This window comes from Rhodococcoides kyotonense (assembly GCF_001645385.1).
GTDB lineage: Bacteria > Actinomycetota > Actinomycetes > Mycobacteriales > Mycobacteriaceae > Rhodococcoides > Rhodococcoides kyotonensis_B.
The window spans coordinates 300,948-321,236 of the sequence record NZ_LVHI01000023.1; the positions used below are offsets into that span (position 1 = coordinate 300,948).

At 65.6% G+C, this 20,289-nt stretch carries 23 protein-coding genes and 1 pseudogene; 14 read left to right on the top strand and 10 right to left on the bottom strand.

Annotation, left to right across the window (positions count from 1 at the left end; all coding sequences use genetic code 11):
* Window positions 1-142 (top strand): annotated as a pseudogene (locus tag A3K89_RS26440) (IS30 family transposase); the annotation flags it as partial.
* 23 nt (window positions 143-165) lie between these two features.
* Here A3K89_RS26440 and A3K89_RS17285 read toward each other — a convergent pair.
* A complete protein-coding gene (locus A3K89_RS17285) occupies window positions 166-735 on the bottom strand; it encodes a DUF2797 domain-containing protein (RefSeq protein WP_068429078.1) in 570 nt (189 codons plus the stop codon).
* A gap of 320 nt (window positions 736-1,055) precedes the next feature.
* Window positions 1,056-1,679, bottom strand: a complete 624-nt coding sequence (gene upp / locus A3K89_RS17295) for a uracil phosphoribosyltransferase (RefSeq protein ID WP_068428260.1) — start codon at window positions 1,677-1,679, stop codon at window positions 1,056-1,058.
* Between the two features lie 91 nt (window positions 1,680-1,770).
* Here upp and A3K89_RS17300 point away from each other — a divergent pair, with 91 nt between their 5' ends.
* Genes A3K89_RS17300 through A3K89_RS17320 form a run of 5 tightly spaced genes read left to right on the top strand, consistent with a single transcriptional unit; the run spans window position 1,771 to window position 5,094 of the window.
* Window positions 1,771-2,070, top strand: coding sequence for a type VII secretion target (locus A3K89_RS17300; protein WP_068429081.1), 300 nt, complete (start codon window positions 1,771-1,773; stop codon window positions 2,068-2,070).
* Window positions 2,067-3,194, top strand: a complete 1,128-nt coding sequence (locus A3K89_RS17305; protein ID WP_068428263.1) for a C40 family peptidase — start codon at window positions 2,067-2,069, stop codon at window positions 3,192-3,194. Before A3K89_RS17300 ends, A3K89_RS17305 begins: the two co-directional genes overlap by 4 nt.
* Window positions 3,191-3,517, top strand: coding sequence for a hypothetical protein (locus A3K89_RS17310; RefSeq protein WP_068428264.1), 327 nt, complete (start codon window positions 3,191-3,193; stop codon window positions 3,515-3,517). Before A3K89_RS17305 ends, A3K89_RS17310 begins: the two co-directional genes overlap by 4 nt.
* Complete coding sequence (locus A3K89_RS17315) at window positions 3,514-3,816, top strand: YbaB/EbfC family nucleoid-associated protein (RefSeq protein ID WP_068428265.1); 303 nt, start codon at window positions 3,514-3,516, stop codon at window positions 3,814-3,816. Before A3K89_RS17310 ends, A3K89_RS17315 begins: the two co-directional genes overlap by 4 nt.
* 15 nt (window positions 3,817-3,831) lie before the next feature.
* Window positions 3,832-5,094: a primosomal protein gene (locus tag A3K89_RS17320; protein WP_068428266.1), complete on the top strand. Its 1,263-nt coding sequence runs from the start codon at window positions 3,832-3,834 to the stop codon at window positions 5,092-5,094.
* 22 nt (window positions 5,095-5,116) lie between these two features.
* Here the strand turns inward: A3K89_RS17320 and A3K89_RS17325 are convergent, their stop codons facing one another.
* From A3K89_RS17325 to A3K89_RS25525, 3 genes are read right to left on the bottom strand one after another with little or no spacing between them, the layout of a single operon-like run.
* A complete protein-coding gene (locus A3K89_RS17325; protein ID WP_068428269.1) occupies window positions 5,117-6,241 on the bottom strand; it encodes an adenosine deaminase in 1,125 nt (374 codons plus the stop codon).
* 37 nt (window positions 6,242-6,278) lie between these two features.
* Window positions 6,279-7,565: a thymidine phosphorylase gene (locus A3K89_RS17330; RefSeq protein WP_068428270.1), complete on the bottom strand. Its 1,287-nt coding sequence runs from the start codon at window positions 7,563-7,565 to the stop codon at window positions 6,279-6,281.
* Window positions 7,558-7,971, bottom strand: a complete 414-nt coding sequence (locus A3K89_RS25525) for a cytidine deaminase (RefSeq protein ID WP_084423880.1) — start codon at window positions 7,969-7,971, stop codon at window positions 7,558-7,560. Before A3K89_RS25525 ends, A3K89_RS17330 begins: the two co-directional genes overlap by 8 nt.
* A gap of 264 nt (window positions 7,972-8,235) precedes the next feature.
* On the opposite strand from A3K89_RS25525, the gene sdhC reads away from it, so the two are divergent.
* The 7 genes from sdhC to A3K89_RS17370 all read left to right on the top strand — a co-directional run bounded on the left by sdhC (window position 8,236) and on the right by A3K89_RS17370 (window position 14,286).
* Window positions 8,236-8,646, top strand: coding sequence for a succinate dehydrogenase, cytochrome b556 subunit (gene sdhC / locus A3K89_RS17340; protein WP_114332421.1), 411 nt, complete (start codon window positions 8,236-8,238; stop codon window positions 8,644-8,646).
* Entirely contained in the window at window positions 8,646-9,101 is a 456-nt protein-coding gene (locus A3K89_RS17345) for a succinate dehydrogenase hydrophobic membrane anchor subunit (protein WP_068428273.1), read from the top strand. Before sdhC ends, A3K89_RS17345 begins: the two co-directional genes overlap by 1 nt.
* Window positions 9,102-9,117: 16 nt before the next feature.
* A complete protein-coding gene (gene sdhA, locus A3K89_RS17350; protein WP_068428275.1) occupies window positions 9,118-10,869 on the top strand; it encodes a succinate dehydrogenase flavoprotein subunit in 1,752 nt (583 codons plus the stop codon).
* A complete protein-coding gene (locus tag A3K89_RS17355) occupies window positions 10,869-11,651 on the top strand; it encodes a succinate dehydrogenase iron-sulfur subunit (RefSeq protein WP_068428278.1) in 783 nt (260 codons plus the stop codon). Before sdhA ends, A3K89_RS17355 begins: the two co-directional genes overlap by 1 nt.
* Before the next feature lie 218 nt (window positions 11,652-11,869).
* Window positions 11,870-12,181 (top strand): hypothetical protein, encoded by a 312-nt coding sequence (locus tag A3K89_RS17360; protein ID WP_068428279.1) that lies wholly within the window; start codon window positions 11,870-11,872, stop codon window positions 12,179-12,181.
* A gap of 6 nt (window positions 12,182-12,187) precedes the next feature.
* Window positions 12,188-13,630 carry a sensor histidine kinase gene (locus tag A3K89_RS17365; protein WP_068428280.1) on the top strand — a complete coding sequence of 481 codons (1,443 nt, stop codon included), beginning with the start codon at window positions 12,188-12,190 and terminating at the stop codon, window positions 13,628-13,630.
* Window positions 13,630-14,286 carry a response regulator transcription factor gene (locus tag A3K89_RS17370; protein WP_068428285.1) on the top strand — a complete coding sequence of 219 codons (657 nt, stop codon included), beginning with the start codon at window positions 13,630-13,632 and terminating at the stop codon, window positions 14,284-14,286. The genes A3K89_RS17365 and A3K89_RS17370 overlap by 1 nt, the downstream gene beginning before the upstream one ends.
* Window positions 14,287-14,347: 61 nt before the next feature.
* Here A3K89_RS17370 and A3K89_RS17375 read toward each other — a convergent pair whose 3' ends face one another.
* From A3K89_RS17375 to A3K89_RS17390, 4 genes are all read right to left on the bottom strand, one after another.
* Window positions 14,348-14,665 (bottom strand): hypothetical protein, encoded by a 318-nt coding sequence (locus A3K89_RS17375; RefSeq protein WP_068428288.1) that lies wholly within the window; start codon window positions 14,663-14,665, stop codon window positions 14,348-14,350.
* Window positions 14,666-14,791: 126 nt separating this feature from the next.
* Entirely contained in the window at window positions 14,792-16,189 is a 1,398-nt protein-coding gene (locus A3K89_RS17380) for an MFS transporter (protein WP_302050737.1), read from the bottom strand.
* 8 nt (window positions 16,190-16,197) lie between these two features.
* Window positions 16,198-17,025, bottom strand: a complete 828-nt coding sequence (locus A3K89_RS17385) for an aldo/keto reductase (protein WP_068428291.1) — start codon at window positions 17,023-17,025, stop codon at window positions 16,198-16,200.
* A gap of 14 nt (window positions 17,026-17,039) precedes the next feature.
* Window positions 17,040-18,017 carry a Gfo/Idh/MocA family oxidoreductase gene (locus A3K89_RS17390; RefSeq protein ID WP_068428292.1) on the bottom strand — a complete coding sequence of 326 codons (978 nt, stop codon included), beginning with the start codon at window positions 18,015-18,017 and terminating at the stop codon, window positions 17,040-17,042.
* 62 nt (window positions 18,018-18,079) lie between these two features.
* Here A3K89_RS17390 and A3K89_RS17395 point away from each other — a divergent pair, with 62 nt between their 5' ends.
* Window positions 18,080-19,105 carry a Gfo/Idh/MocA family protein gene (locus A3K89_RS17395; protein ID WP_068428295.1) on the top strand — a complete coding sequence of 342 codons (1,026 nt, stop codon included), beginning with the start codon at window positions 18,080-18,082 and terminating at the stop codon, window positions 19,103-19,105.
* Between the two features lie 61 nt (window positions 19,106-19,166).
* Here A3K89_RS17395 and A3K89_RS17400 read toward each other — a convergent pair whose 3' ends face one another.
* Entirely contained in the window at window positions 19,167-20,201 is a 1,035-nt protein-coding gene (locus A3K89_RS17400) for a LacI family DNA-binding transcriptional regulator (protein ID WP_068428301.1), read from the bottom strand.
* Between the last annotated feature and the right edge of the window lie 88 nt (window positions 20,202-20,289).

The window sequence follows — 20,289 nt, forward strand, 5'->3', positions numbered from 1 at the left end:
CAAAGGCACCGATCTGTCCGTTCACTCCCCAGAACGGCTCGCCGAGGTCGAGGACCTACTCAACAACCGTCCCCGTAGGACCCTCGGATGGGATACTCCTCTGAAGGCATACGACAAGACGCTCGTTGCGATGACCGCTTGAGACCGCCCACATTCGCGCGCACGTCAGAAGAGTGCAGACTGCACGGCGGGCAGCGTCGAGTCGTAGTCACCGAACCGCACCCGACGACCGGTGAGCTCGTGGAGGTCGACGACGTAGGACTCGCCGTCGATGTCGACTATGGCCGTCTGGCCGATACAGGCATCGACGGTGAATCCGTGTGTGCCCGAGTCCAGTCGGCTCGGATAGGCAACCCGATTACCGGACGCCAGATCCCGGAAGCCGGCGACACGCCACGCCTCGTCGACGGTGTGGAAGCTGTCGTCGCCGGGACCGAGAATGTCGCGGACCCTCCCTGCCAACGCAGCCGTCGCCGCGTCGAGGCGAGCGGTGTCGACCGGCAACGCCAGCGCCGCAGCCTTGGCCGACGACCGCACCGACTGCCGCACCTGCAGCACCTCGGTGACCTTGTCCTCGAGCACACGGATCACTTTGCCGTCCGTGGCCCAGGCGACGTACTGCGCACAGATCGCGCCCTGCTCGGCAAGCCGACCCCACTTACGCGTGTTCGCCGCGGTGCCGACCTTGTGCACACCGTTCGCGAACGTCGCGATGTACAGCCAATGTGGTTGCATCACATGCGCTTCGAGGTCACGCGAGACGAAACCTCCACGGTGCACGGTGTGGACGAACCGAAACGGGTCCTTCGATTCGCACACCTCGCACTGCGCACCGACCTCGGCGGGCGATTGCGTCGGGCAGGGAACGTATTCGGAGCCCTTCGGCGAGAACGCAACTCGGCCCGTACACCATCGACCGTCCCCGAGAGACTCGAATCCGATTCTCGCACCACGTAGTTCGACGTACGCGACGTCTCGCGTCTCGACGTCGACGACGCGGAGCCGCGGATCGCCTTCACCGGCAGGCCACGTGACGCCGAGGACGAGCGAGACGTTCAGCGTGGGCCGAACTGCCGGTCGCCCGCGTCACCGAGGCCGGGGACGATGAAGGCGTTCTCGTTGAGTCCGTCGTCGATGCTCGCCGCCACGAGACGTACCGGCAGACCCGAGTTCTCGAGCGCCGAGACACCCTCGGGCGCGGCGACGACGCAGATGACCGTCACGTCGGCAGCGCCGCGACCCATCAGAATCTCGATCGTGTGCACCATCGACCCACCCGTCGCGAGCATCGGGTCGAGGACGTAGACGGGGGTCTGCGACAGGTCGTCGGGCAGCGATTCCATGTAAGGCACCGGCTGGTGCGTCTCCTCGTCGCGAGCCATGCCGACGAACCCGACGCGGGACTGCGGAATCAATCCGCTCGCCTTCTCGACCATGCCGAGGCCTGCACGCAGGACCGGAACCAAGAGCGGCGGACGGGAGAGTCGAGTGCCCTGAGTGACGGCGACCGGAGTCTTGACGTCGAAGTTCTCGATCTCGGCATCGCGGGTGGCCTCGTACACCAGCATGTGGGTGAGCTGGCGCAGGGCGGACCGAAATGTTGCGTTGTCGCTGCGCTCGTCGCGCATCGTCGTCAGCAAGGAGGCGGCCAGTGGATGTTCGACCACGTGAATTTCCATGGGCACAAGGATAGGTGTGGGAACCGTTCGAGCCGAACGTGCGTCGAAACGGGGTGTAGTCACTTTCCACGCGCAGGGAGTTCGAGGAACCATGGCGGAACTAGCGACGTCCACAGCCGAGCTACAGCGATACTCGGCCACCGCGGGTTCTCTCGCTGCACAGGTGGCAGGCGCGGCGGCAGCGTCGACGGCAGCGGGGCCAGCCCTGCTCGCCCCGATCTTCGGGCCGATCGGCTCCGAGTTCCTCGGCGCAGCCGCTGGCGTGCATGCGGCTCACACGACGGCAGTGGCACGCCTCGCCGAGGTCGTCGCCGGCCTCGGCGTTCAAGCGGCTGCATCGGGCGTCGGATACGAGACGACGGACATCGCCACCGCCGGGAGTCTTACGTGATCGAACTTCTTTCCAAACCGATCGTCGATCTACTCGGGGCGTTCGGCTCCGGCCATGTCCCGACGGGCGGTCCCGCCGACGTACTTCGAGCGTCGTCCCGCACGTTGGACACGGTGCAGCGCATCGGGCAGACCGCGGTCTCCGAACTCGCCACGACGTGGAGCGGCCCAGCTGCAGCCGCGGCCGTCGACCTCGCCGAGGAGGCTCACGGCAGCGCGACCCGCCTCGCCCGACACGGTGACGAGATGGCCGTGATCATCGACCGAGCGTGCGAGAAGGTACAGGCGGGAGTCGTCGAACTGCAGAGCATCGTGCAGTCGTTCACCTCGATCGCCGTGTCGTCCGCGCCGGTTCTGCTGACACCTCCGGGCCAGACGATGATCATCGCCGCCGCGGTCGAACACCTCCAGCGTGCGCTCGCCGTCGTCGCGCGGGTGCGGGCCGAACTGGCCGTGCATGCGGGCGAGATGACGGCCTTGGCGTCGCCACCCCCGGTACCGGAGCCGCCGGGCGCTCCCCCGGCAGCCACCGTTCCGACGGCAGCGACCGCGGCGACCGCCACAGATCCGAGCAACCGATTCCTGCGGAACTTCGCGCAGTCGGTCTCCGTGCCGTCGCTCCCCGACCCGCAGACCTACGCGTCGACGTCGACCGCGGCGGCCGTATCGGACCGCGACATGTCGACCTTCGCCCCGCAGCGGGAGTCTGCTGCCGTGGGCGCGCGAGGCCGCGGCGTCGAGGTCGCGCTTCCCGACGGCACCGTCGCCGTCGCTCCCAACGAGCAGGCGGCGGGCGCGGTGCGGAGCGCGCTGAGCCAGCAGGGCGTTCCCTACGTGTGGGGCGGCACCGAACCGGGCCGCGGACTCGACTGCAGCGGGCTGACGCAGTGGGCGTACGGCGAGCAGGGCGTCCAACTTCCCCGCCTCGCCCAGGAGCAGGACATCGGTACGCAGGTGAGCGAGGACGAGCTGATGCCGGGCGACCTCGCGGTCTGGGACGGGCACGTCGCCATGGTCATCGGAAACGGCCAGTTCGTCGAAGCGGGAGATCCAGTGCAGGTCAGCGCAATTCGGACGACCAACAGCGGCATGGGCTTCCAGGGCTTCTACAGGCCGACCGCATGACGCAGGACGTCACCGCGGTCGCCGGTACACGCAGCGACTCCGTGCGCGTCCGAGCCACGGAACACGGACGGCCCGTCGACATCTACATCGACCCGAACGAATTGCGTTTCGGCGGCGCCGAATTGGCAGCGACCATCCTGCAGTTGTGTCGGCGCGCCACCGACTCGGCCAAGGCGCACCGACGCGATCTCCTCGCCGACGACGGAGTGCCCACCGACGTTCTCGACCGTCTCGGCCTACCCACCCGGGCAGCCGTCGCCGACGCGGAGAACCGACACCTCGCCGACGACGAGGAACCGACCAGTTGGTTGCGGTCGGTATGACCGAACCGTTGGAGGGCTTGATCTCCCGCGGACAGCGGGCCCTGAACTCGATGCAAGGAGCAGCGGAGACGCTCGCCGGGCTCCGCATCGTGCATCGTTCCCCGGACGGTGTCGTCGAAGTCGAAGTGGACAGCCACGGCGCCGTCGTCGGGCTCGACCTGGCACCCGATCTGACACGCGAATCCGCGTCACGCCTGGGTTCGATCATCGTCGCGACCGCAGAGACCGCCGCCCGAGATGCACTGGCACGGCGAGAGGTGATCCTGCGCGACATGCAAAGTTCTCTCACGGAAACCTGAGATAGGCTTCCGGCCATGGCTGGCGACATCATCCCGATCGAACTAGGTCTCACCCGCGGCGACTTCGTCACCCTCTGGGCGCCGGAATGGCGCGAAGGCGACGACGAATGGGAAGCGTTCCTCGGTCACGAGGACGATCTGTACGGTTTCGAGGCGGTGGCGCACCTGGCCGCGTTCATCCGGAACGACGACGACAACGATCTGGTCGACCATCCGTCGTGGACGGTCGTGTCCGCGCTCGCCGCGAACGAGCTCGAGCCCGACGACCTGCACCGGTTCGACCTGGTGGGCGTTCCCGAACTCGTCGCCGAAGAACCCGACTCGGATGTTCTGGCCGAACTGAACGCGACGTTCGAGATGGTGCAGACACTCGGCGATGTCTGCGAACTGGGTTCCGTCACTTCGTTTTTCGCGAACAACCCACACCTCGGTGCGGTCGGCGTCGGCGTCGAGGCATTCCTCGGCAAGGACGGCGAGGCGCTCTGGGACCGGATCGGGTCCGCGGTCGCCAAAAGCTGGGACGACGTCGTCGACGCGATCGACTCCGTCGTGAAGACACCGGACGTCGACGCGTCCGCCGTCGAAGTCGCCGAGGCCGAACTACTCGCCGCTGCCGAGAACATCGTCGACGCCGACGACCTGTCGGAAGACGAGGACGAAACCGACGAGGACGAGACGGACGAGGAAGCCGAAGAAGACGTCGACCCCGTCGCCCGAGCTGCGTCGGACGACGGTTTCTGGACCGACGTCGGTATCGATCCCATCCGCATCATCACGTCCGACGACACGCTGTACACGCTGCGGTGCTACATCGACGACGAGCCGATCTTCCTCGGCCGCGCGGGCAGCATCACCGTCTTCGGGTCGGAGCGGTCGCTGGCCCGCTACCTCGCCGACGACCACGACCACGATCTGGCGAAAGTGAGCACGTTCACCGACGTGCAGACCGCAGCCGTCGACGGATCGCTCGAGATCGAGGTGACCGACGAGAACGTCTACGTGCTTCCGGGTCTCGCGGACGACCTCGCAGAGGGGCCTTCTGCCGTCGACGTCGACCAACTCGACCTGGCCGTCGAGTTGTTCACCGATGCCGCCGACTTCGCCGGGGACGAGTCCGTCGAAACCGCACTCGCGACGTCGACTCCGCTCGGGTGGTACGTCTCGTACACGCTGGAACCGGACCCGAACCGTCTCGCTCCGAGCGCGCCGTTCGACGCCGAAGCCGAGGCGTGGCGAGCACTCGAGCGTGAGTTCGAGGCCCGCCTCCGCAAGCAGTAGGAACAGCCGACACCAGCGAAAGCTAACCCAGGAGTACCGCGTATCCCGGCTTGACGACGTCGTCGATGAGTTCGAGTCGCTCGTCGAACGGGATGAACGCGGACTTCATCGCGTTGATCGTGAACCGTTCCAGGTCGGTCCAGCCGTAGCCGAACGCACCTACCAGCTTGTGCATCTCACGGCTCATCGTCGTGTCGCTCATCAGCCGGTTGTCGGTGTTGACGGTGACGCGGAAGCGCAGCCGCGCGAGCAGATCGAAGGGGTGCTTCTCGAGACTGTCGACGGCCCCGGTCTGCACGTTCGAACTCGGGCACAGCTCGAGCGGCATGCGGGTGTCGCGGATGTAGGCGGCCAACAGTCCCAGCGACGCATCACCGTCCGACCCGACGGTGATGTCGTCGACGATCCGGACACCGTGTCCGAGGCGATCCGTGCCGCAGAAGGCGACCGCCTCCTGGATGGACGGCAGACCGAAGGCTTCGCCGGCGTGAATGGTGAAGTGCGCGTTGGACGCTCGCATGTACTCGAACGCGTCGAGATGGCGGCTCGGAGGGAACCCGGCCTCGGCGCCCGCGATGTCGAACCCGACGACCCCGCGATCACGGAATCGGACGGCGAGTTCGGCGATCTCACGGGACCGGGCTGCATGACGCATCGCCGTCAACAGGCACCCGACCCGAATTCGCTTGCCCCGCACCCGCGCAGCCGACTCACCCGCCCGGAATCCCTCGAGCACGTGTTCGACGACCTGATCCAACGTCAGTCCGCGTTCGAGGTGCTGTTCGGGCGCGAACCGCACTTCCGCGTAGACGACGCCGTCGTCGGCGAGATCCTCTGCGCACTCCTGCGCGACGCGATTCAGACCCTCGGGCGTCTGCATCACGGCCACGGTGTGCGCGAACGTCTCCAGATACCGTTCGAGCGAACCACTGTCGGCCGCGTTGCGGAACCACTGCGCCAGCGCGGCACCGTCCGATTCGGGCAGACCGTCGTACCCGCACCGATCGGCGAGCTCGAGCACGGTCTGCGGCCGCAGACCACCGTCGAGATGGTCATGGAGCAACGCTTTCGGCGCGGTCGTGATGGACGGGAGATCGAGCGGCGTCGCGCCGCTGTTCGATGGGGAGACAGGATCGGCGGTACTCATGTCCGAACGGTATCGCGCCGATCCTGCCGCCGCCGGGTTACTGATCCCCGACCCGCCCGAGCACGAGGGCAGACGCCTCGAACGGCGAGTCGCCGATCGTCCAGGCGTCCGAGATGGCCTCGGTCGCGTAGTCGAACTTCTCCGGCGTGTCCGTGTACAGGGTGGCGACAGGTTGGCCGACGGCGACGCGGTCTCCCGGCTTCGCGTGCAGCCGCACTCCCGCGGCGGCCTGCACCGGTTCTCCCTGGCGTTCACGACCGGCGCCGAGACGCCATGCTGCACGGCCCACCGACAGCGCGTCGAGGCCGCTGACCACGCCGCTTCGCTCGGCGGTGACCGTCAGGGACTCCTTCGCCACGGGAAGCGCAGCCGTCGGATCGCCGCCCTGAGCGGCGACCATGGCACGCCAACGGTCCATCGCCGAACCGTCCGCGAGCGCATCCGCCGGATCGACGCCTTCGATGCCTGCCGCGACGAGCATGGTCCGTGCGAGCGTGACCGTCAGCTCGACCACGTCGGCCGGACCTCCGCCCGCGAGGACCTCGAGCGATTCCTCGACCTCGAGAGCGTTACCCGCCGTGAGGCCGAGCGGAGAATCCATGGCGGTCAGCAGCGCGATCGTGCGGACACCGGCGTCGGCGCCGAGATCGACCATCGCAGAGGCGAGCTCGCGCGCGTCGTCGATGTTCTTCATGAACGCACCGGCTCCGACCTTGACGTCGAGCACCAACGCCCCGGTGCCTTCGGCGATCTTCTTGCTCATGATCGAACTCGCGATCAGAGGAATCGATTCGACCGTGCCGGTGACGTCGCGCAGCGCGTACAGCCGCTTGTCCGCAGGCGCGAGATCCGCACCGGCCGCGCACACGACGGCACCGACGGCCGGATCGGCCAGTATCGAGTGAATCTCGTCGGCACTCAGATCCGCCCGCCACCCGGGAATCGACTCGAGCTTGTCCAGGGTGCCCCCGGTGTGTCCGAGCCCGCGTCCCGACAGTTGCGGAACCGCGGCGCCACAGGCTGCGACGACGGGGGCCAGCGGCAGCGTGATCTTGTCCCCGACACCGCCGGTCGAGTGCTTGTCGACGGTCGGTTTCGACAACGTCGAGAAGTCCATTCGACTGCCCGAGGCGATCATCGCCGACGTCCATGCGCTCAGTTCGGCGCGGGACATACCCCTCCACAGGATGGCCATGGCCAGCGCGGACATCTGCTCGTCGGCGACGCGGCCGTGCGTGAATGCGTCGACGACCCAGTCGATCTGAGCGGTCGAGAGTTCGTGGCCGTCACGCTTGGAGGTGATGACGGAAACGGCGTCAGACATGCCCGTCCACCCGTCCTGTCTCGAGGTCGTCGGGACCGAAAGCAGCAGGGAGAAGCCGCGCCAGCGGAGTCGGGCCGTCGTCGGTATCGACGAGGAGATCGCCGCCGCCGAACTCGTACAGCAACTGTCGACAGCGCCCGCACGGCATCAACCGCGCTCCGCGGCTGTCGCAGCAGGCGAATGCAACCAGCCGGCCACCGCCGGTGGAATGAAGGTTGGACACCAGGCCGCACTCGGCGCACAGGCCCAAACCATATGAGACATTTTCCACATTGCATCCGGTGACTATTCGGCCATCGCCTACGACAGCGGCCGCGCCGACGGGATAGTTCGAGTACGGTGCGTAGGCTTGCCTCATAGCGCCATGGGCTCTGTCGCGCAACGTTTTCCAGTCGATTTCCGGCATACGCACCATCCAATCACGCCGCGAGGGACGCCGCATCGCACTCCACTGAACCGATCACGAAGAATTGGGAAGGCATACCTAAGTCATATTTCGATCTCGGTACGAATCTCGAGTCGAATTAGTTCCGGCTTTCCAATGGGTTTACAGTTCAAAGACGGCGGCTCTTTGAATACCGGTGGAGCCGGAGTTCGACAAATCGAGCCAGGGTCAGCCCGGCAACCAGGCTCGACGCGTCCACCAATGACGTTGGAGGCTTTGCACTCGATGAGTAGCACGACGGAAGTCGCTCCGGCCAAGGAGCGTAAGCGGTCGTTGTACCGCGGAGATCCGGGAATGTGGTCCTGGGTTCTTCACCGAATCACTGGCGTGTTGACGTTCTTCTTCCTGTTCGTCCACGTCTTGGACACTGCCATGGTGCGTGTCAACCCCGAGACCTACGACGCGATCATCGACACCTACAAGACGCCGCTCGTCGGCCTCATGGAGATCGGCCTCGTCGGCGCAGTTCTGTATCACGCTCTGAACGGCATCCGCGTCATGCTGGTCGACTTCTGGTCACAGGGACCGAAGTACCAGAGGCTGATGCTGTGGATCGTCGCCGCGATCTGGTTCGTGGTCGTGATCCCCGGAGCGGGTCGAATCTTCTACAACATGTTCACGGCGGGCGGTCACTGATGGCAACGACACAAGGATCCGAGGCCAAGTCCCTCGGTAAGACCTACGACCGTCCGGCCAGCCTGGACAACCCGCGCTCGCCGCGGCGTTCGTCGCGCGGCAACTTCGAGCTGTACGCGTGGCTGTTCATGCGCTTCTCGGGCCTCGCCCTCGTCGTCCTCGTCCTGGGCCACATGTTCATCATGCTGATGCTCGACGACGGCGTGCACCGCATCAACTTCGCGTTCGTCGCCGGACGCTGGTCGAGCCCCTTCTGGCAGTTCTGGGATCTGACGATGCTGTGGCTGGCTCAGCTGCACGGCGGTAACGGCCTGCGGACGATCATCGCGGACTACTCGCGCAAGGACTCGACCCGATTCTGGCTGACGACGCTGCTCGTCCTGTCGATGATTCTCATCATGGGCCTGGGCACGTACGTCATCTTCACCTTCGATCCGAACATTTCGGCAAGCTAAGGGAACTGAAGCATTCATGCAGGAACATCGTTATGACGTGCTCATCGTCGGCGCAGGTGGCGCAGGCATGCGCGCGGCCATCGAAGCGGGCCCCCGCGCCCGCACCGCGGTACTGACCAAGCTCTACCCGACGCGTTCGCACACCGGTGCGGCGCAGGGCGGCATGTGCGCCGCTCTCGCGAACGTCGAGGAAGACAACTGGGAGTGGCACACCTTCGACACCGTCAAGGGTGGCGACTACCTCGCCGACCAGGACGCGGTCGAGATCATGGCCAAGGAAGCCATCGACGCCGTTCTCGACCTCGAGAAGATGGGCCTGCCGTTCAACCGGACGCCCGAGGGCAAGATCGACCAGCGTCGATTCGGTGGCCACACCCGCGACCACGGCAAGGCTCCCGTTCGCCGGGCCTGTTACGCAGCCGACCGCACGGGCCACATGATCCTGCAGACGCTGTACCAGAACTGCGTCAAGCACGACGTCGAGTTCTTCAACGAGTTCTACGCGCTCGATCTGTGCCTGACCGAGACCGACAACGGACCCGTTGCCACCGGCATCATCGCCTACGAGCTGGCGACCGGTGAACTGCACATCTTCCACGCCAAGTCGATCGTCTTCGCGACCGGCGGCTCGGGACGCATGTACAAGACGACGTCCAACGCCCACACCCTCACCGGTGACGGCATGGGCATCGTCTTCCGCAAGGGACTTCCCTTGGAGGACATGGAGTTCCACCAGTTCCATCCGACAGGTCTCGCAGGCCTCGGCATTCTCATCTCCGAAGCCGTTCGCGGTGAGGGCGGCATCCTGCGTAACGAGTCCGGCGAGCGTTTCATGGAGCGCTACGCCCCCACCATCAAGGACCTCGCGCCTCGCGACATCGTCGCGCGTTCGATGGTTCTCGAGGTGCTGGAGGGACGCGGTGGCGGTCCGAACAAGGACTACGTCTACATCGACGTGACGCACATCCCCGAGGAAGTTCTCGACGAGAAGCTCCCCGACATCATGGAGTTCTCGCGCACCTACCTCGGCGTCGACCCCGTCAAGGAGCCGGTCCCCGTCTACCCGACGTGCCACTACGTCATGGGCGGCATCCCGACCAAGATCAACGGCGAGGTCCTGCGCAACAACGACGACATCGTTCCCGGTCTGTACGCAGCCGGTGAGTGCGCATGCGTGTCGGTGCACGGCGCGAACCGTCTCGGCACCAACTCGCTGCTCGACATCAACGTCTTCGGACGTCGCTCGGGCATCGCGGCCGCGAAGTACGCCAACTCGGTCGACTTCACCCCGCTGCCCGACGAACCGGCCAAGATGGTCGAGGAGTGGCTGGAGCTGGTGCTGTCCGATCACGGACACGAGCGCGTCGCCGACATCCGCAGCGAGCTGCAGCAGTCGATGGACAACAACGCGTCGGTGTTCCGTACCGAGGAGCGCCTCGAAACCGCACTGAAGGACGTTCGTGCCCTCAAGGAGCGGTACAACCACATCACCGTGCAGGACAAGGGGAAGCGCTACAACAGCGACCTCCTCGAGGCCGTCGAACTCGGCTTCCTGCTGGAGATGGCGGAGGTCACCGTCGTCGGAGCCCTCAACCGGAAGGAATCGCGCGGCGGACACGCCCGCGAGGACTACCCGAACCGTAACGACGACGAGTACATGAAGCACACCATGGCCTACAAGGAAGGCACTGGCCTGCTCACCGACATCCGTCTGGACTACAAGCCGGTCGTCCAGACCCGTTACGAGCCGATGGAGCGGAAGTACTGATGAGCGCACCAGCGATCGACAAGAGCGAAGACAAGTCCGACCTTCCTCCCATGCCCGACGGCGCGGTGATCGTCAACCTGAAGATCGCCCGCTTCGACCCGGAGAACGGCGACGGACAGCGCTGGGACACTTTCCAGGTCCCGACGCTGCCGACCGACCGTCTGCTCAACCTGCTGCTGTACGTGAAGGGCTACCTCGACGGCACCCTGACGTTCCGCCGCTCGTGCGCGCACGGCGTCTGCGGATCCGACGCGATGCGCATCAACGGTGTCAACCGTCTCGCCTGCAAGGTGCTGATGCGCGACATGCTGCCGAAGGACTCGTCGAAGACGCTGACCATCACGATCGAGCCCATCAAGGGTCTGCCGGTCGAGAAGGACCTCGTCGTCGACATGGAGCCGTTCTTCGACGCGTTCCGTGCCGTCAAGCCGTTCCTCATCACGTCCGGCAACGAGCCGACGCGTGAGCGCATCCAGAGCCAGGCCGACCGCGCCCGATTCGACGACACGACCAAGTGCATCCTCTGCGCATGCTGCACCACGTCGTGCCCCGTCTTCTGGAGCGACGGCAGCTACTTCGGACCGGCCGCGATCGTCAACGCGCACCGCTTCATCTTCGACAGCCGTGACGAGGGCGCTTCCGAGCGTCTCGACATCCTCAACGACGTCGAAGGTGTGTGGCGCTGCCGCACGACGTTCAACTGCACCGACGCGTGCCCTCGTGGCATCCAGGTGACCAAGGCGATCCAGGAGGTCAAGCGGGCGTTGCTCTTCGCTCGCTAGATCCCGCACTTTTCGCGCATCGATGGCCCGCGGCAGCTGATGGACAGCTGCCACGGGCCTTCGATGTTTTCCGGGTCAGCGCGCACGCGTCGGCATCGATGTCACGCAGCATCCGATAGACAGCTGCTGCGGACCATCGATGCCGAGAGGGTGAGCAGATGAGAGTTCTCTCATCCCCTTCTCATGTCGGTCCCATCCGTCGACGGCACGGTGAAACGGTGAAGATCCTTGTGGCGGCTGTCCTCACACTTGCCTTCCTCGGGGCGGTGTTCACCGGTGTGTTCCTGGTGACCAGACAGTCCGATGCCGGCGGCCCGGCCCCGGCCCCCATCACGGCACCTGCCGTTCCGTCGACTCCCGTTCGACCGCCCGCAGACCCGTCTTCAGCGCCTCCCCCACCAGCCCCGGCGTCTCCTCCAGCCGCCGACGGCTCGGTCCAACCACCGCCGCTCCCGAGCGACGACGATGACGACTGGGACGACGGTTACGACGGTTACGACGACGACGGATACGACGACAATGACGATTGATCTTCGATGACAGGTCGTACTGCCTGGCTGAACCCGAAAAGCGCTCGTGCACGCGTCGTCGCGTGGGTTCTACCTCTGGTCCTGGGTTCGCTGGCGATCGTGACCGTCGCGACATGGCTGCTGATGATCAGGTCCGCCGACAATCGCATGCGCGAATCGCTGCGCACCGAGATCGCGGAATTCACCACGCTCACCGAAGCAGGCGTCGATCCGGCCACCGGAGCACCGTTCGCCGGCGTCACCGACGTGCTCCGCGTCGTGATCACGTACAACCTCGCGCGCCCGAACGAGAAATTCCTGGGGTACGTCGACGGAGCGTTCGCGCTGCAGAGCCGTCAACAAGCGCCGATCCGGCTGTCCGAGGACGCCGCGTTCACCACGCTGGTCGGATCGACGACACAACCGACCGAGGGTGGCTACGACAGCGCAGCCGGTGAGGTCTTCTACCTCGCGGTACCGGTCGCGCTCGACGGAGATCCGACGCCCGCCGTCGTCGTCGCCGCGTACTTCGCCGATCAGGAACGGCAGCCGGCCGACGACGTCGCCGCGTTGATGCTGCTGGTCGGCGCGGGCGCATCCGTGGTGGCCGCGATAGGGGCGTGGATCGTGGCCGGCCGAATCCTCAAGCCGATCAAGAACATCGCGGACACAGCCACGGCGATCACCGACAGCAATCTGTCCAGACGCATCACGCACGAAGGTTCAGGGAGCCGTACCGACGAGATCGGCATCCTCGTCGACAGCATCAACGCGATGCTCGGTCGCCTCGAGGCAGGCGCGGCGGCTCAACGGCGGTTCCTGGACGATGCCGGTCACGAGTTACGAACGCCGATCACGATCGTGCGTGGCCACCTCGACGTTCTCGACGCCTCGGACCCCGACGACGTGCGTGACACCGTGACGCTCGTCGACGACGAGCTCGAACGCATGAATCGCTTGGTCGCCGACCTGCTGTTGCTGATGCGGGCCGAGCAGACGTCGTTCGTGAAGCCGACCGATGTGGACGTCGACGAACTGACTCGCACGATCTTCGACAAGGTGCACCGACTCGCCGACCGCGACTGGGTCCTGGAAACGACGGCACCGGTCCGCGCACGACTCGACGAGCAGCGCATGACGCAAGCTGTGGTCGCACTCGCCGAGAACGCGACACATCACACCGAACCGGGCGATCGCATCGGCATCGGATCCCAGTTGTCCGACAACGATATTCGCTTCTGGGTCACGGACACCGGAACAGGCATCGCCGACGCCGACCGCACGCGCATCTTCGACCGCTTCGCCCGCGGTCGGGACGGAACCCGACGCAGCGAAGGCGCGGGCCTCGGACTGTCGATCGTGACCGCGATTGCGCGGGCGCACGGCGGACGAGTCGGCGTCGGTAGCGCACTCGGGCACGGATCCACCTTCACCATCACCGTTCCGGTCACTGCAGGGAAGGACCAGTAATGGCTCGTATTCTGATCGCGGAGGACGAACCCCGAATTTCGTCGTTCGTGCAGAAGGGTCTGCGCGCCAAGGGATTCACGACAACGGTCGTCGCCGACGGCGCCTCCGCCTACGACCTCGCCGGCAGCGGCGAGTTCGATCTCGTCGTGCTGGACATCGGCCTACCGCACATGGACGGATTCGAAGTTCTCGAGCGACTTCGTGGTGAGAACGTCATGATCCCGATCATCGTCCTCACTGCCCGAGACAGCGTCCGTGACGTCGTGTCCGGGCTGGAGAACGGTGCGGACGATTACATGCCGAAGCCGTTTCGTTTCGAGGAGTTGTTGGCGCGTATCCGTTTACGACTTGCCGGGGCGCGCGTGTCCGAGCAGATGGTGCTGTCATCGGGTGACCTGTCGCTGGACCTCCGAACCCGCCGGGCGCAGGTCGGTGAACGGTCCGTCGACCTGTCCGCGCGAGAGTTCGCGTTGACGGAGGCGTTCCTCCGCCACCCAGGGCAAGTACTCAGCCGCGAGCAGTTGCTTTCGCAGGTATGGGGATACGACTTCGATCCAGGGTCGAACGTCGTCGACGTCTACGTCCGATATCTCCGAGGCAAATTCGGTAGCGACCGCATCGAGACAGTCCGTGGCATGGGGTACCGACTGGCCTAGTCTCCAGACCCGAGAAAAGGCCCGGGACGAGCGTCACGTCGCTCGAACCGGGCCAGTCGAATCAGTCGTCGTGGTCATCCCAGTCGTCGTCGTGCCGATCGTCCCAGTCGTCGTCGTGCCGGTCGTCCCAGTCGTCGCGATCGTCCCAGTCGTCGTGCCGATCGTCCCAGTCGTCGTCGAACGGCACCTGCGGTGCAGGGGCGGCGGGAGCAGCCGGAGCGGGCGGCGCCGGCGCAGGCGCTTGCTGTTGAACGGAGATGGGAGTGGGGCGCTGGGTGCGCTCGGTGTCGTCGTCGGCCATCGCGACGGCCCCGATACCCCCGAGGGTCAGGGCGGTGGCAGCTACTGCGGCTGCGGCGAATTTCGCGGCGATCTTCATGATGTCCCTTTCGTTCGTTTTTCGCTGACACCACAACGATGACGGCCGAACGTGAGACGAAAAGGAATTCAGGATGAGGCTGTTCTCATGGTTCCCAACCCACGCAAACGTATGCGTCGGTGGGACTCAGCGCGCACCAGCCGTGACTGCGCGCCCCGCGTCCGTGCGCAGCCCGAGACCCCCGACCACGATGACGATCATGAGCACGCCCAGAGCGGCGAACGACATCGAGAACGCCTCCCCCGAGGGACGCCCGAGAGCCTGGACGATGCCGGTGGACAGCGTCAGCGCAATGGCTCCGAGCGCAATGCCGAAGCCGGAGAACAGTTCCTGCGCGGTCGCGTTGAACGTGTTCGCATGGTTCAGCCGTTCGCTGTCGACGTCGGCGAACGCGAGACTGCTGTACGCGGTGAATCCGATCGACCGCAGGGCACCGCTGACCACGAGTACCGCGGCGATGACGACGGGCGACGTGTCGACGGCGAGGAGCGCGATCGCGCCGAAGCAGAGAATCGACAGTGCGCCGTCGGCGACGATGACCGTTCGGATTCCGAAGCGCCGCATGAGAGGCGTCGTCGCCGGCTTGATCGCGATGTTGCCGACGAACAGCGCGATGACCATCAGTCCCGACACGAACGGCGACCACCCGAACCGCAGTTGGAACATCAGCGGCAACAGGAACGGCACCGCGGTGATGACCATCCGATAGAACGATCCGTACGTCACGGTGTTCCGGAACGTGTCGACGCGTAACACGGAGAGATCCAGCAACGGATGCTCGGTGCGTCGCAGGTGCAGGACGGCCAACGTCAGAACCACAGCCGCCACCGCGAGGCCGATACCGACGGCCGCCCACGGTGTTCCGTCGGTCCGGATGCTGTCGAGGGACACGATCAGCGCGGCGATGCCGACCGCGGTGAGGACGAATCCACGCCAGTCCAGCGTTCGCGTCGGGACGTCACCGTCGACGCCGCGGACGACGCGCAGCCCGACCACGAAGCCCGCGATGCCGAGCGGAACGTTGATCAGAAAGATCCAGCGCCACGACGCGAACGAGACGAGTGCACCACCCAGTGCAGGTGCGATCACCGGAGCGGTCAGTGCAGGCCACGTCAAATACGCTATGGCTCGGACCAATTCGGACTTCGAGGTTGCACGGAGCACCGCGAGCCTGCCGACCGGAACCATCATCGCCCCGCCCATACCCTGCAGTACTCGCATCGCGACCAGCACGGGAAGCGACGGGCTCAGCGCACATCCCACCGACGCGACGGTGAACACGACGATGGCGGCGAGGAATACGCGTCGAACACCGAAGCGGTCGGCCATCCAGCCGCTGACGGGAATCATGATCGCCAGCGTCAGGATGTACGCCGAGATGGCGATTCCGACATCGACGGCGTCGACCCCGAAGGACTCTGCCATCGCGGGCACTGCGGTCGCGATGACCGTCGCGTCGAGTATCTCCATGAAATACCCGCCCGCGACGAGCAGCGCGAGACCGCGTGGGAAGACCGGCGTCACAGACGTGTTCAGAACTCCTCGTACGTGTCGGGGTCCTGATCCCAGATCCGGCCGCGTTCGAGCGAGGAGATGGCCGAGACCTCGGCGTCGGTCAGTTCGAATCCGAAGATGTCGAGGTTCTGACGCTGACGATCCGGGTTCGACGACTTGGGCAGCGGTACTGCACCGAGCTGATGATGCCAGCGCAGCACCACCTGTCCGGCCGAGACATCGTGCGCTGCAGCAGCATCCGCGATGGGTGCCAGTTTCAGCAGCTCCGATCCACGACCGAGCGGACTCCAACTCTCGGTGACGATGCCGTGCTCGGCGTGGTAAGCCCGCAAGTCGGCCTGCGGGAAGTACGGATGCAGTTCGACCTGGTTGACGACGGGCAGCACTCCGGTCTCCTGCGCGATCCGGTCCAGGTGGGCCTCGGTGAAGTTGGAGACGCCGATCGACTTGACCAGTCCGTCCTTCTGCATGTCGATCATGGACCGCCACGTGTCGACGTACTTGTCGACCTTCGGCAGCGGCCAGTGGATCAGCAGAAGATCGATCTGTTCGAGCCCCAGGTTGGCCAGAGAGAGTCTCACCGACTCCTTCGCCTCGTCGTATCCGTGGTGCCGGCCTGGGATCTTCGTCGTCACGAGGATGTCGTCGCGTGAGACGCTCGACGCGCGCACGGCATCACCGACACCACCCTCGGTCTCGTACCTGAGCGCCGTGTCGATCAGACGGTAACCGGCGTCCAACGCGGACCCGACGGTAGCCGTCATGTCCTCCCCGTGGGCCTTGACGGTGCCGAGACCTACTGCAGGGAGGGGTGTTCCGTCGGCGAGGGTGAATGTCGGTGTCATGAGACCTCTTTCGATCAGTAGTCGACGGTGACCGTACGGCCACCCGAGTTCATCGATACCACCAACGCGTCGGCGACCACACCTGCCCGAAGGCCGTCCTCGGCGGTGGCCAGCGTCGACGGGCGACCCTCGGAGATCGCGTCGACCCATTCCTGCAGTTCGTAGCGGTACGCCTCGGCGTAGCGCGGAACCCAATCGAGCGGGTACTCGATGGACCGCTTCAATTCGCTGTCGACGATGACGTGCGCCGGAATCGCGAACTGCGCGATGCCTTCTTCGCCGACGATCTCGCAGCGCGTGTCGTAGCCGTAGCGTGCGTTCACGAACAGTTCGAGCGTCATCAGGACGTTGGACTCGGTGCGCAGCAACATGATCTGCGGGTCCTGACGAACCCCCGAGTGCCTCGACGTACGGCCCGCGTGCCAGCTCACCTCGGTGATCGGCGATCCGAGCAGCCACGGCATGCAGTCGAGTTCGTGGATCGCGGAGTTGGTGATCGTCGCGGCCGAATCACCGGGCCCGGCAACGACGTTGCGGCTGATGCAGTGCGCGACGAGCGTCTCGCCGATGCGCTCGGGCGTCGACGCGCGCTTGAGTTCGTTGTACGCGGGGTCGAAGCGGCGCATGAAGCCCACCGAGATGAGGTTCCGATCGCCCTGTGCGGCGATGATCTCGCGGCACTCCGGCGCGGTGGGGGCCAGCGGCTTCTCGCACAGCACAGGCTTGTTCGCGGCGAGGGCAGCGTGGACGAGCTCGGCGTGCGTGGAGTCGTGCGATGCGACGACGATCGCGTCCACGGCATCGCTGGAAATGAGCTCGAAGCCGTCGGATGCAACGGTCGCGTCGCGCATCTCCGCCGCGACGGCCTTGGCGCGGTCCGCGTCGAAATCGGCGACGACCGTCACCTCCGCACCCGAGATCTGGCCGTTGATCTTGCGAGCATGGTCGGCACCCATAACGCCGACACCGACGATTCCAACGCGTACAGTCATGCCCTGAGTATGACATCCGAATGTCCTAACAAAGAAGCTTTTCTCGAGAACAGGCACTGCAGATGACGATTCCACGGTCACGCGTCCCCGATCCGATGGACGCACCCTCCCTCCGCTGGGGAATCCTCGGTCCAGGATGGATCGCTCACCGGTTCGTCGAATCGCTGAAGAAGTACTCGACGCAGCAGGTGGTCGCCGTAGCCTCCCGCAATCAGGGACGGGCGGACGAGTTCGCCGCGCAGCACTCTCTTCCCCGCGCGCACGGCAGCTACGACGCGTTGCTAACCGATCCCGAGGTCGACATCGTCTACGTCGCAACTCCGCACACCGAACATCACGCGTGCGCGCTCGCTGCCATCGCCGCAGGTAAGCACGTCCTCGTCGAGAAGCCACTGGCGGTCGACGCCGCCCGCGCAGCCGAGATCGGCGCCGCAGCCGCCGACGCAGGCGTGTTCGCGGGCGAAGCGATGTGGACCAAGTTCCTCCCCAAGTTCGACGTGATCGCACAGATCCTCGAGAGCGGCGTGCTCGGCCCGGTTCGCACGGTCCTCGTCGACCACGGTGAGCACTTCACGACGGACCACCGCATCTACGACCCCTCGCTCGCCGGCGGACCACTGCTCGACCTGGGCACGTACGACGCGTCGTTCATTCACTTCGTTCTCGGCGCGCCCACGTCGGTCACCGCCGTCGGGCAGCCCGCCAACGACGAACTGAACGGTCAGGTGTCCGCGATTCTGACCGACGGCGACGGCAACCACGCCGTCATGAACACGACGATTCTGAGCGACACCCCGACCGTCGCCGTGATCTGTGGTCGCGACGCGACGCTGACCGTCCACGGCCCGTTCTTCATGCCCGGTTCGTTCACCCTCGCGATCCGCGGTGGCGAGACGATCGTCTACCGCGAGGACAAGGGCCTACAGGTCGACGGTCTGCACTTCGCTGCCGTCGACGCCGCCCGTGCGATCTCCGAGGGTCGGCTCGAGTCGAAGGTCCACACGATCTCCGACGCCGTCGAGACGCTGGCGATCGTCGACAGCATCCGCGAGCAGCTCGGCATCACAGGCGGGCCGTTCCAGCGCTAGCGCGCACCTGCACGTGCGCGGAAATACATGGCCCTCTGTGCATTTCCGTGCACGTGGTTGTTCACGCCGGCGTATTGAACCTGGTCACGACATGGATCTGCGACCGCTCGTCGACCATGCCGTCGAGCCCGCCGCCCGCCTGCATCAACAGCCGACACGCCCGCCGCGCATCGGCCCTGAGGTCGTGGTGGAGTACGGCCGACAACGCACCCGACCGCAACAGCGGCCGATTGTCGCTGTCGAGGTCGTGCGCGACGAACACCCGGCAGCGACGACCCGCACGTTCGAAAGCGCGCACGGCACCGGTGTTCCCGCCGCCGATCGAGTAGACCGCCTCGATGTCCGGATGCGCCGACAACGCAGCGCCGACGAGCTTCTCGACGGTCTCGTCGAGCCCCTCGCTGTCGGTGATCTCGACGACGCGACGCCGATTGGGGTCGCCCTGTTCGCCTCCGAGCGAGCGCAACGTGCTGCGGAACCCTATCTCGCGCTCCCCCTCGTTGCGAAAGATGTTGCTGGTCAAGATGATCAACACCGACGCGTCGGAGTCCCCGAGCCAACTGTCCACGAGATATGCTGCCGTCGCCCCGGCTGCACGGTTGTCGATTCCGACGTAGTCGAGACGCTTGCTCGCCGGCACGTCCGTCACGTAGGTGACCACCGGAATGCCGAGGTCGACGAGACGGTCGATCGCCGCGACGACGTCCGGATCGTCGGGCGCTTTGACGATGACACCGTGTGATCCCCTGGCCGTGAACTTTCCCAGCGTGTCGACCATCGCCGCCACCGACTCGGTCTCCCTGAAGTGAAACCTGCATCGCACGGCCGCGGGCGCGAGCATCGGGAGTTCCGCCTCGAGCGCCGCACGGAACTCGGCCGAGAATCGCGCCGGGGTCTGCATGACGACGTCGAACAGGAATTTTCGGCCGTTCAGTCGCAGTTGCGAACGCTGCTTGTCCAGATCCGAAATCGCTTGCTGCACTTCGGCTCTCGTGTTCGCGCGCACGCCGGGACGGTCGTGGAGTACACGGTCGACGGTCGCCTCGCTCAGACCGGACTGCTGCGCGATCTCGCGAACCTTGTACCGATGCGCCACGGGCGCCCTCCTGAGGCGTTTTTGATGGTGTCTGCCGGTTGATAGTACGGCAGGACGCCGTCAGACTCGGTGTACCCGAATTTCTTCT

Coding starts and splice junctions, on each gene's coding strand:
- upp (WP_068428260.1), bottom strand. CDS start 1,679: ATGGAAATTCACGTGGTCGAACATCCACTGGCCGCCTCCTTGCTGACG.
- A3K89_RS17345 (WP_068428273.1), top strand. CDS start 8,646: ATGGCAACGACACAAGGATCCGAGGCCAAGTCCCTCGGTAAGACCTAC.
- A3K89_RS25525 (WP_084423880.1), bottom strand. CDS start 7,971: ATGCCGGAAATCGACTGGAAAACGTTGCGCGACAGAGCCCATGGCGCT.
- A3K89_RS17375 (WP_068428288.1), bottom strand. CDS start 14,665: ATGAAGATCGCCGCGAAATTCGCCGCAGCCGCAGTAGCTGCCACCGCC.
- A3K89_RS17320 (WP_068428266.1), top strand. CDS start 3,832: ATGGCTGGCGACATCATCCCGATCGAACTAGGTCTCACCCGCGGCGAC.
- A3K89_RS17315 (WP_068428265.1), top strand. CDS start 3,514: ATGACCGAACCGTTGGAGGGCTTGATCTCCCGCGGACAGCGGGCCCTG.
- A3K89_RS17370 (WP_068428285.1), top strand. CDS start 13,630: ATGGCTCGTATTCTGATCGCGGAGGACGAACCCCGAATTTCGTCGTTC.
- A3K89_RS17365 (WP_068428280.1), top strand. CDS start 12,188: ATGACAGGTCGTACTGCCTGGCTGAACCCGAAAAGCGCTCGTGCACGC.
- A3K89_RS17330 (WP_068428270.1), bottom strand. CDS start 7,565: ATGTCTGACGCCGTTTCCGTCATCACCTCCAAGCGTGACGGCCACGAA.
- A3K89_RS17395 (WP_068428295.1), top strand. CDS start 18,080: ATGACGATTCCACGGTCACGCGTCCCCGATCCGATGGACGCACCCTCC.
- sdhA (WP_068428275.1), top strand. CDS start 9,118: ATGCAGGAACATCGTTATGACGTGCTCATCGTCGGCGCAGGTGGCGCA.
- A3K89_RS17285 (WP_068429078.1), bottom strand. CDS start 735: ATGCAACCACATTGGCTGTACATCGCGACGTTCGCGAACGGTGTGCAC.
- sdhC (WP_114332421.1), top strand. CDS start 8,236: ATGAGTAGCACGACGGAAGTCGCTCCGGCCAAGGAGCGTAAGCGGTCG.
- A3K89_RS17355 (WP_068428278.1), top strand. CDS start 10,869: ATGAGCGCACCAGCGATCGACAAGAGCGAAGACAAGTCCGACCTTCCT.
- A3K89_RS17300 (WP_068429081.1), top strand. CDS start 1,771: ATGGCGGAACTAGCGACGTCCACAGCCGAGCTACAGCGATACTCGGCC.
- A3K89_RS17385 (WP_068428291.1), bottom strand. CDS start 17,025: ATGACACCGACATTCACCCTCGCCGACGGAACACCCCTCCCTGCAGTA.
- A3K89_RS17390 (WP_068428292.1), bottom strand. CDS start 18,017: ATGACTGTACGCGTTGGAATCGTCGGTGTCGGCGTTATGGGTGCCGAC.
- A3K89_RS17310 (WP_068428264.1), top strand. CDS start 3,191: ATGACGCAGGACGTCACCGCGGTCGCCGGTACACGCAGCGACTCCGTG.
- A3K89_RS17325 (WP_068428269.1), bottom strand. CDS start 6,241: ATGAGTACCGCCGATCCTGTCTCCCCATCGAACAGCGGCGCGACGCCG.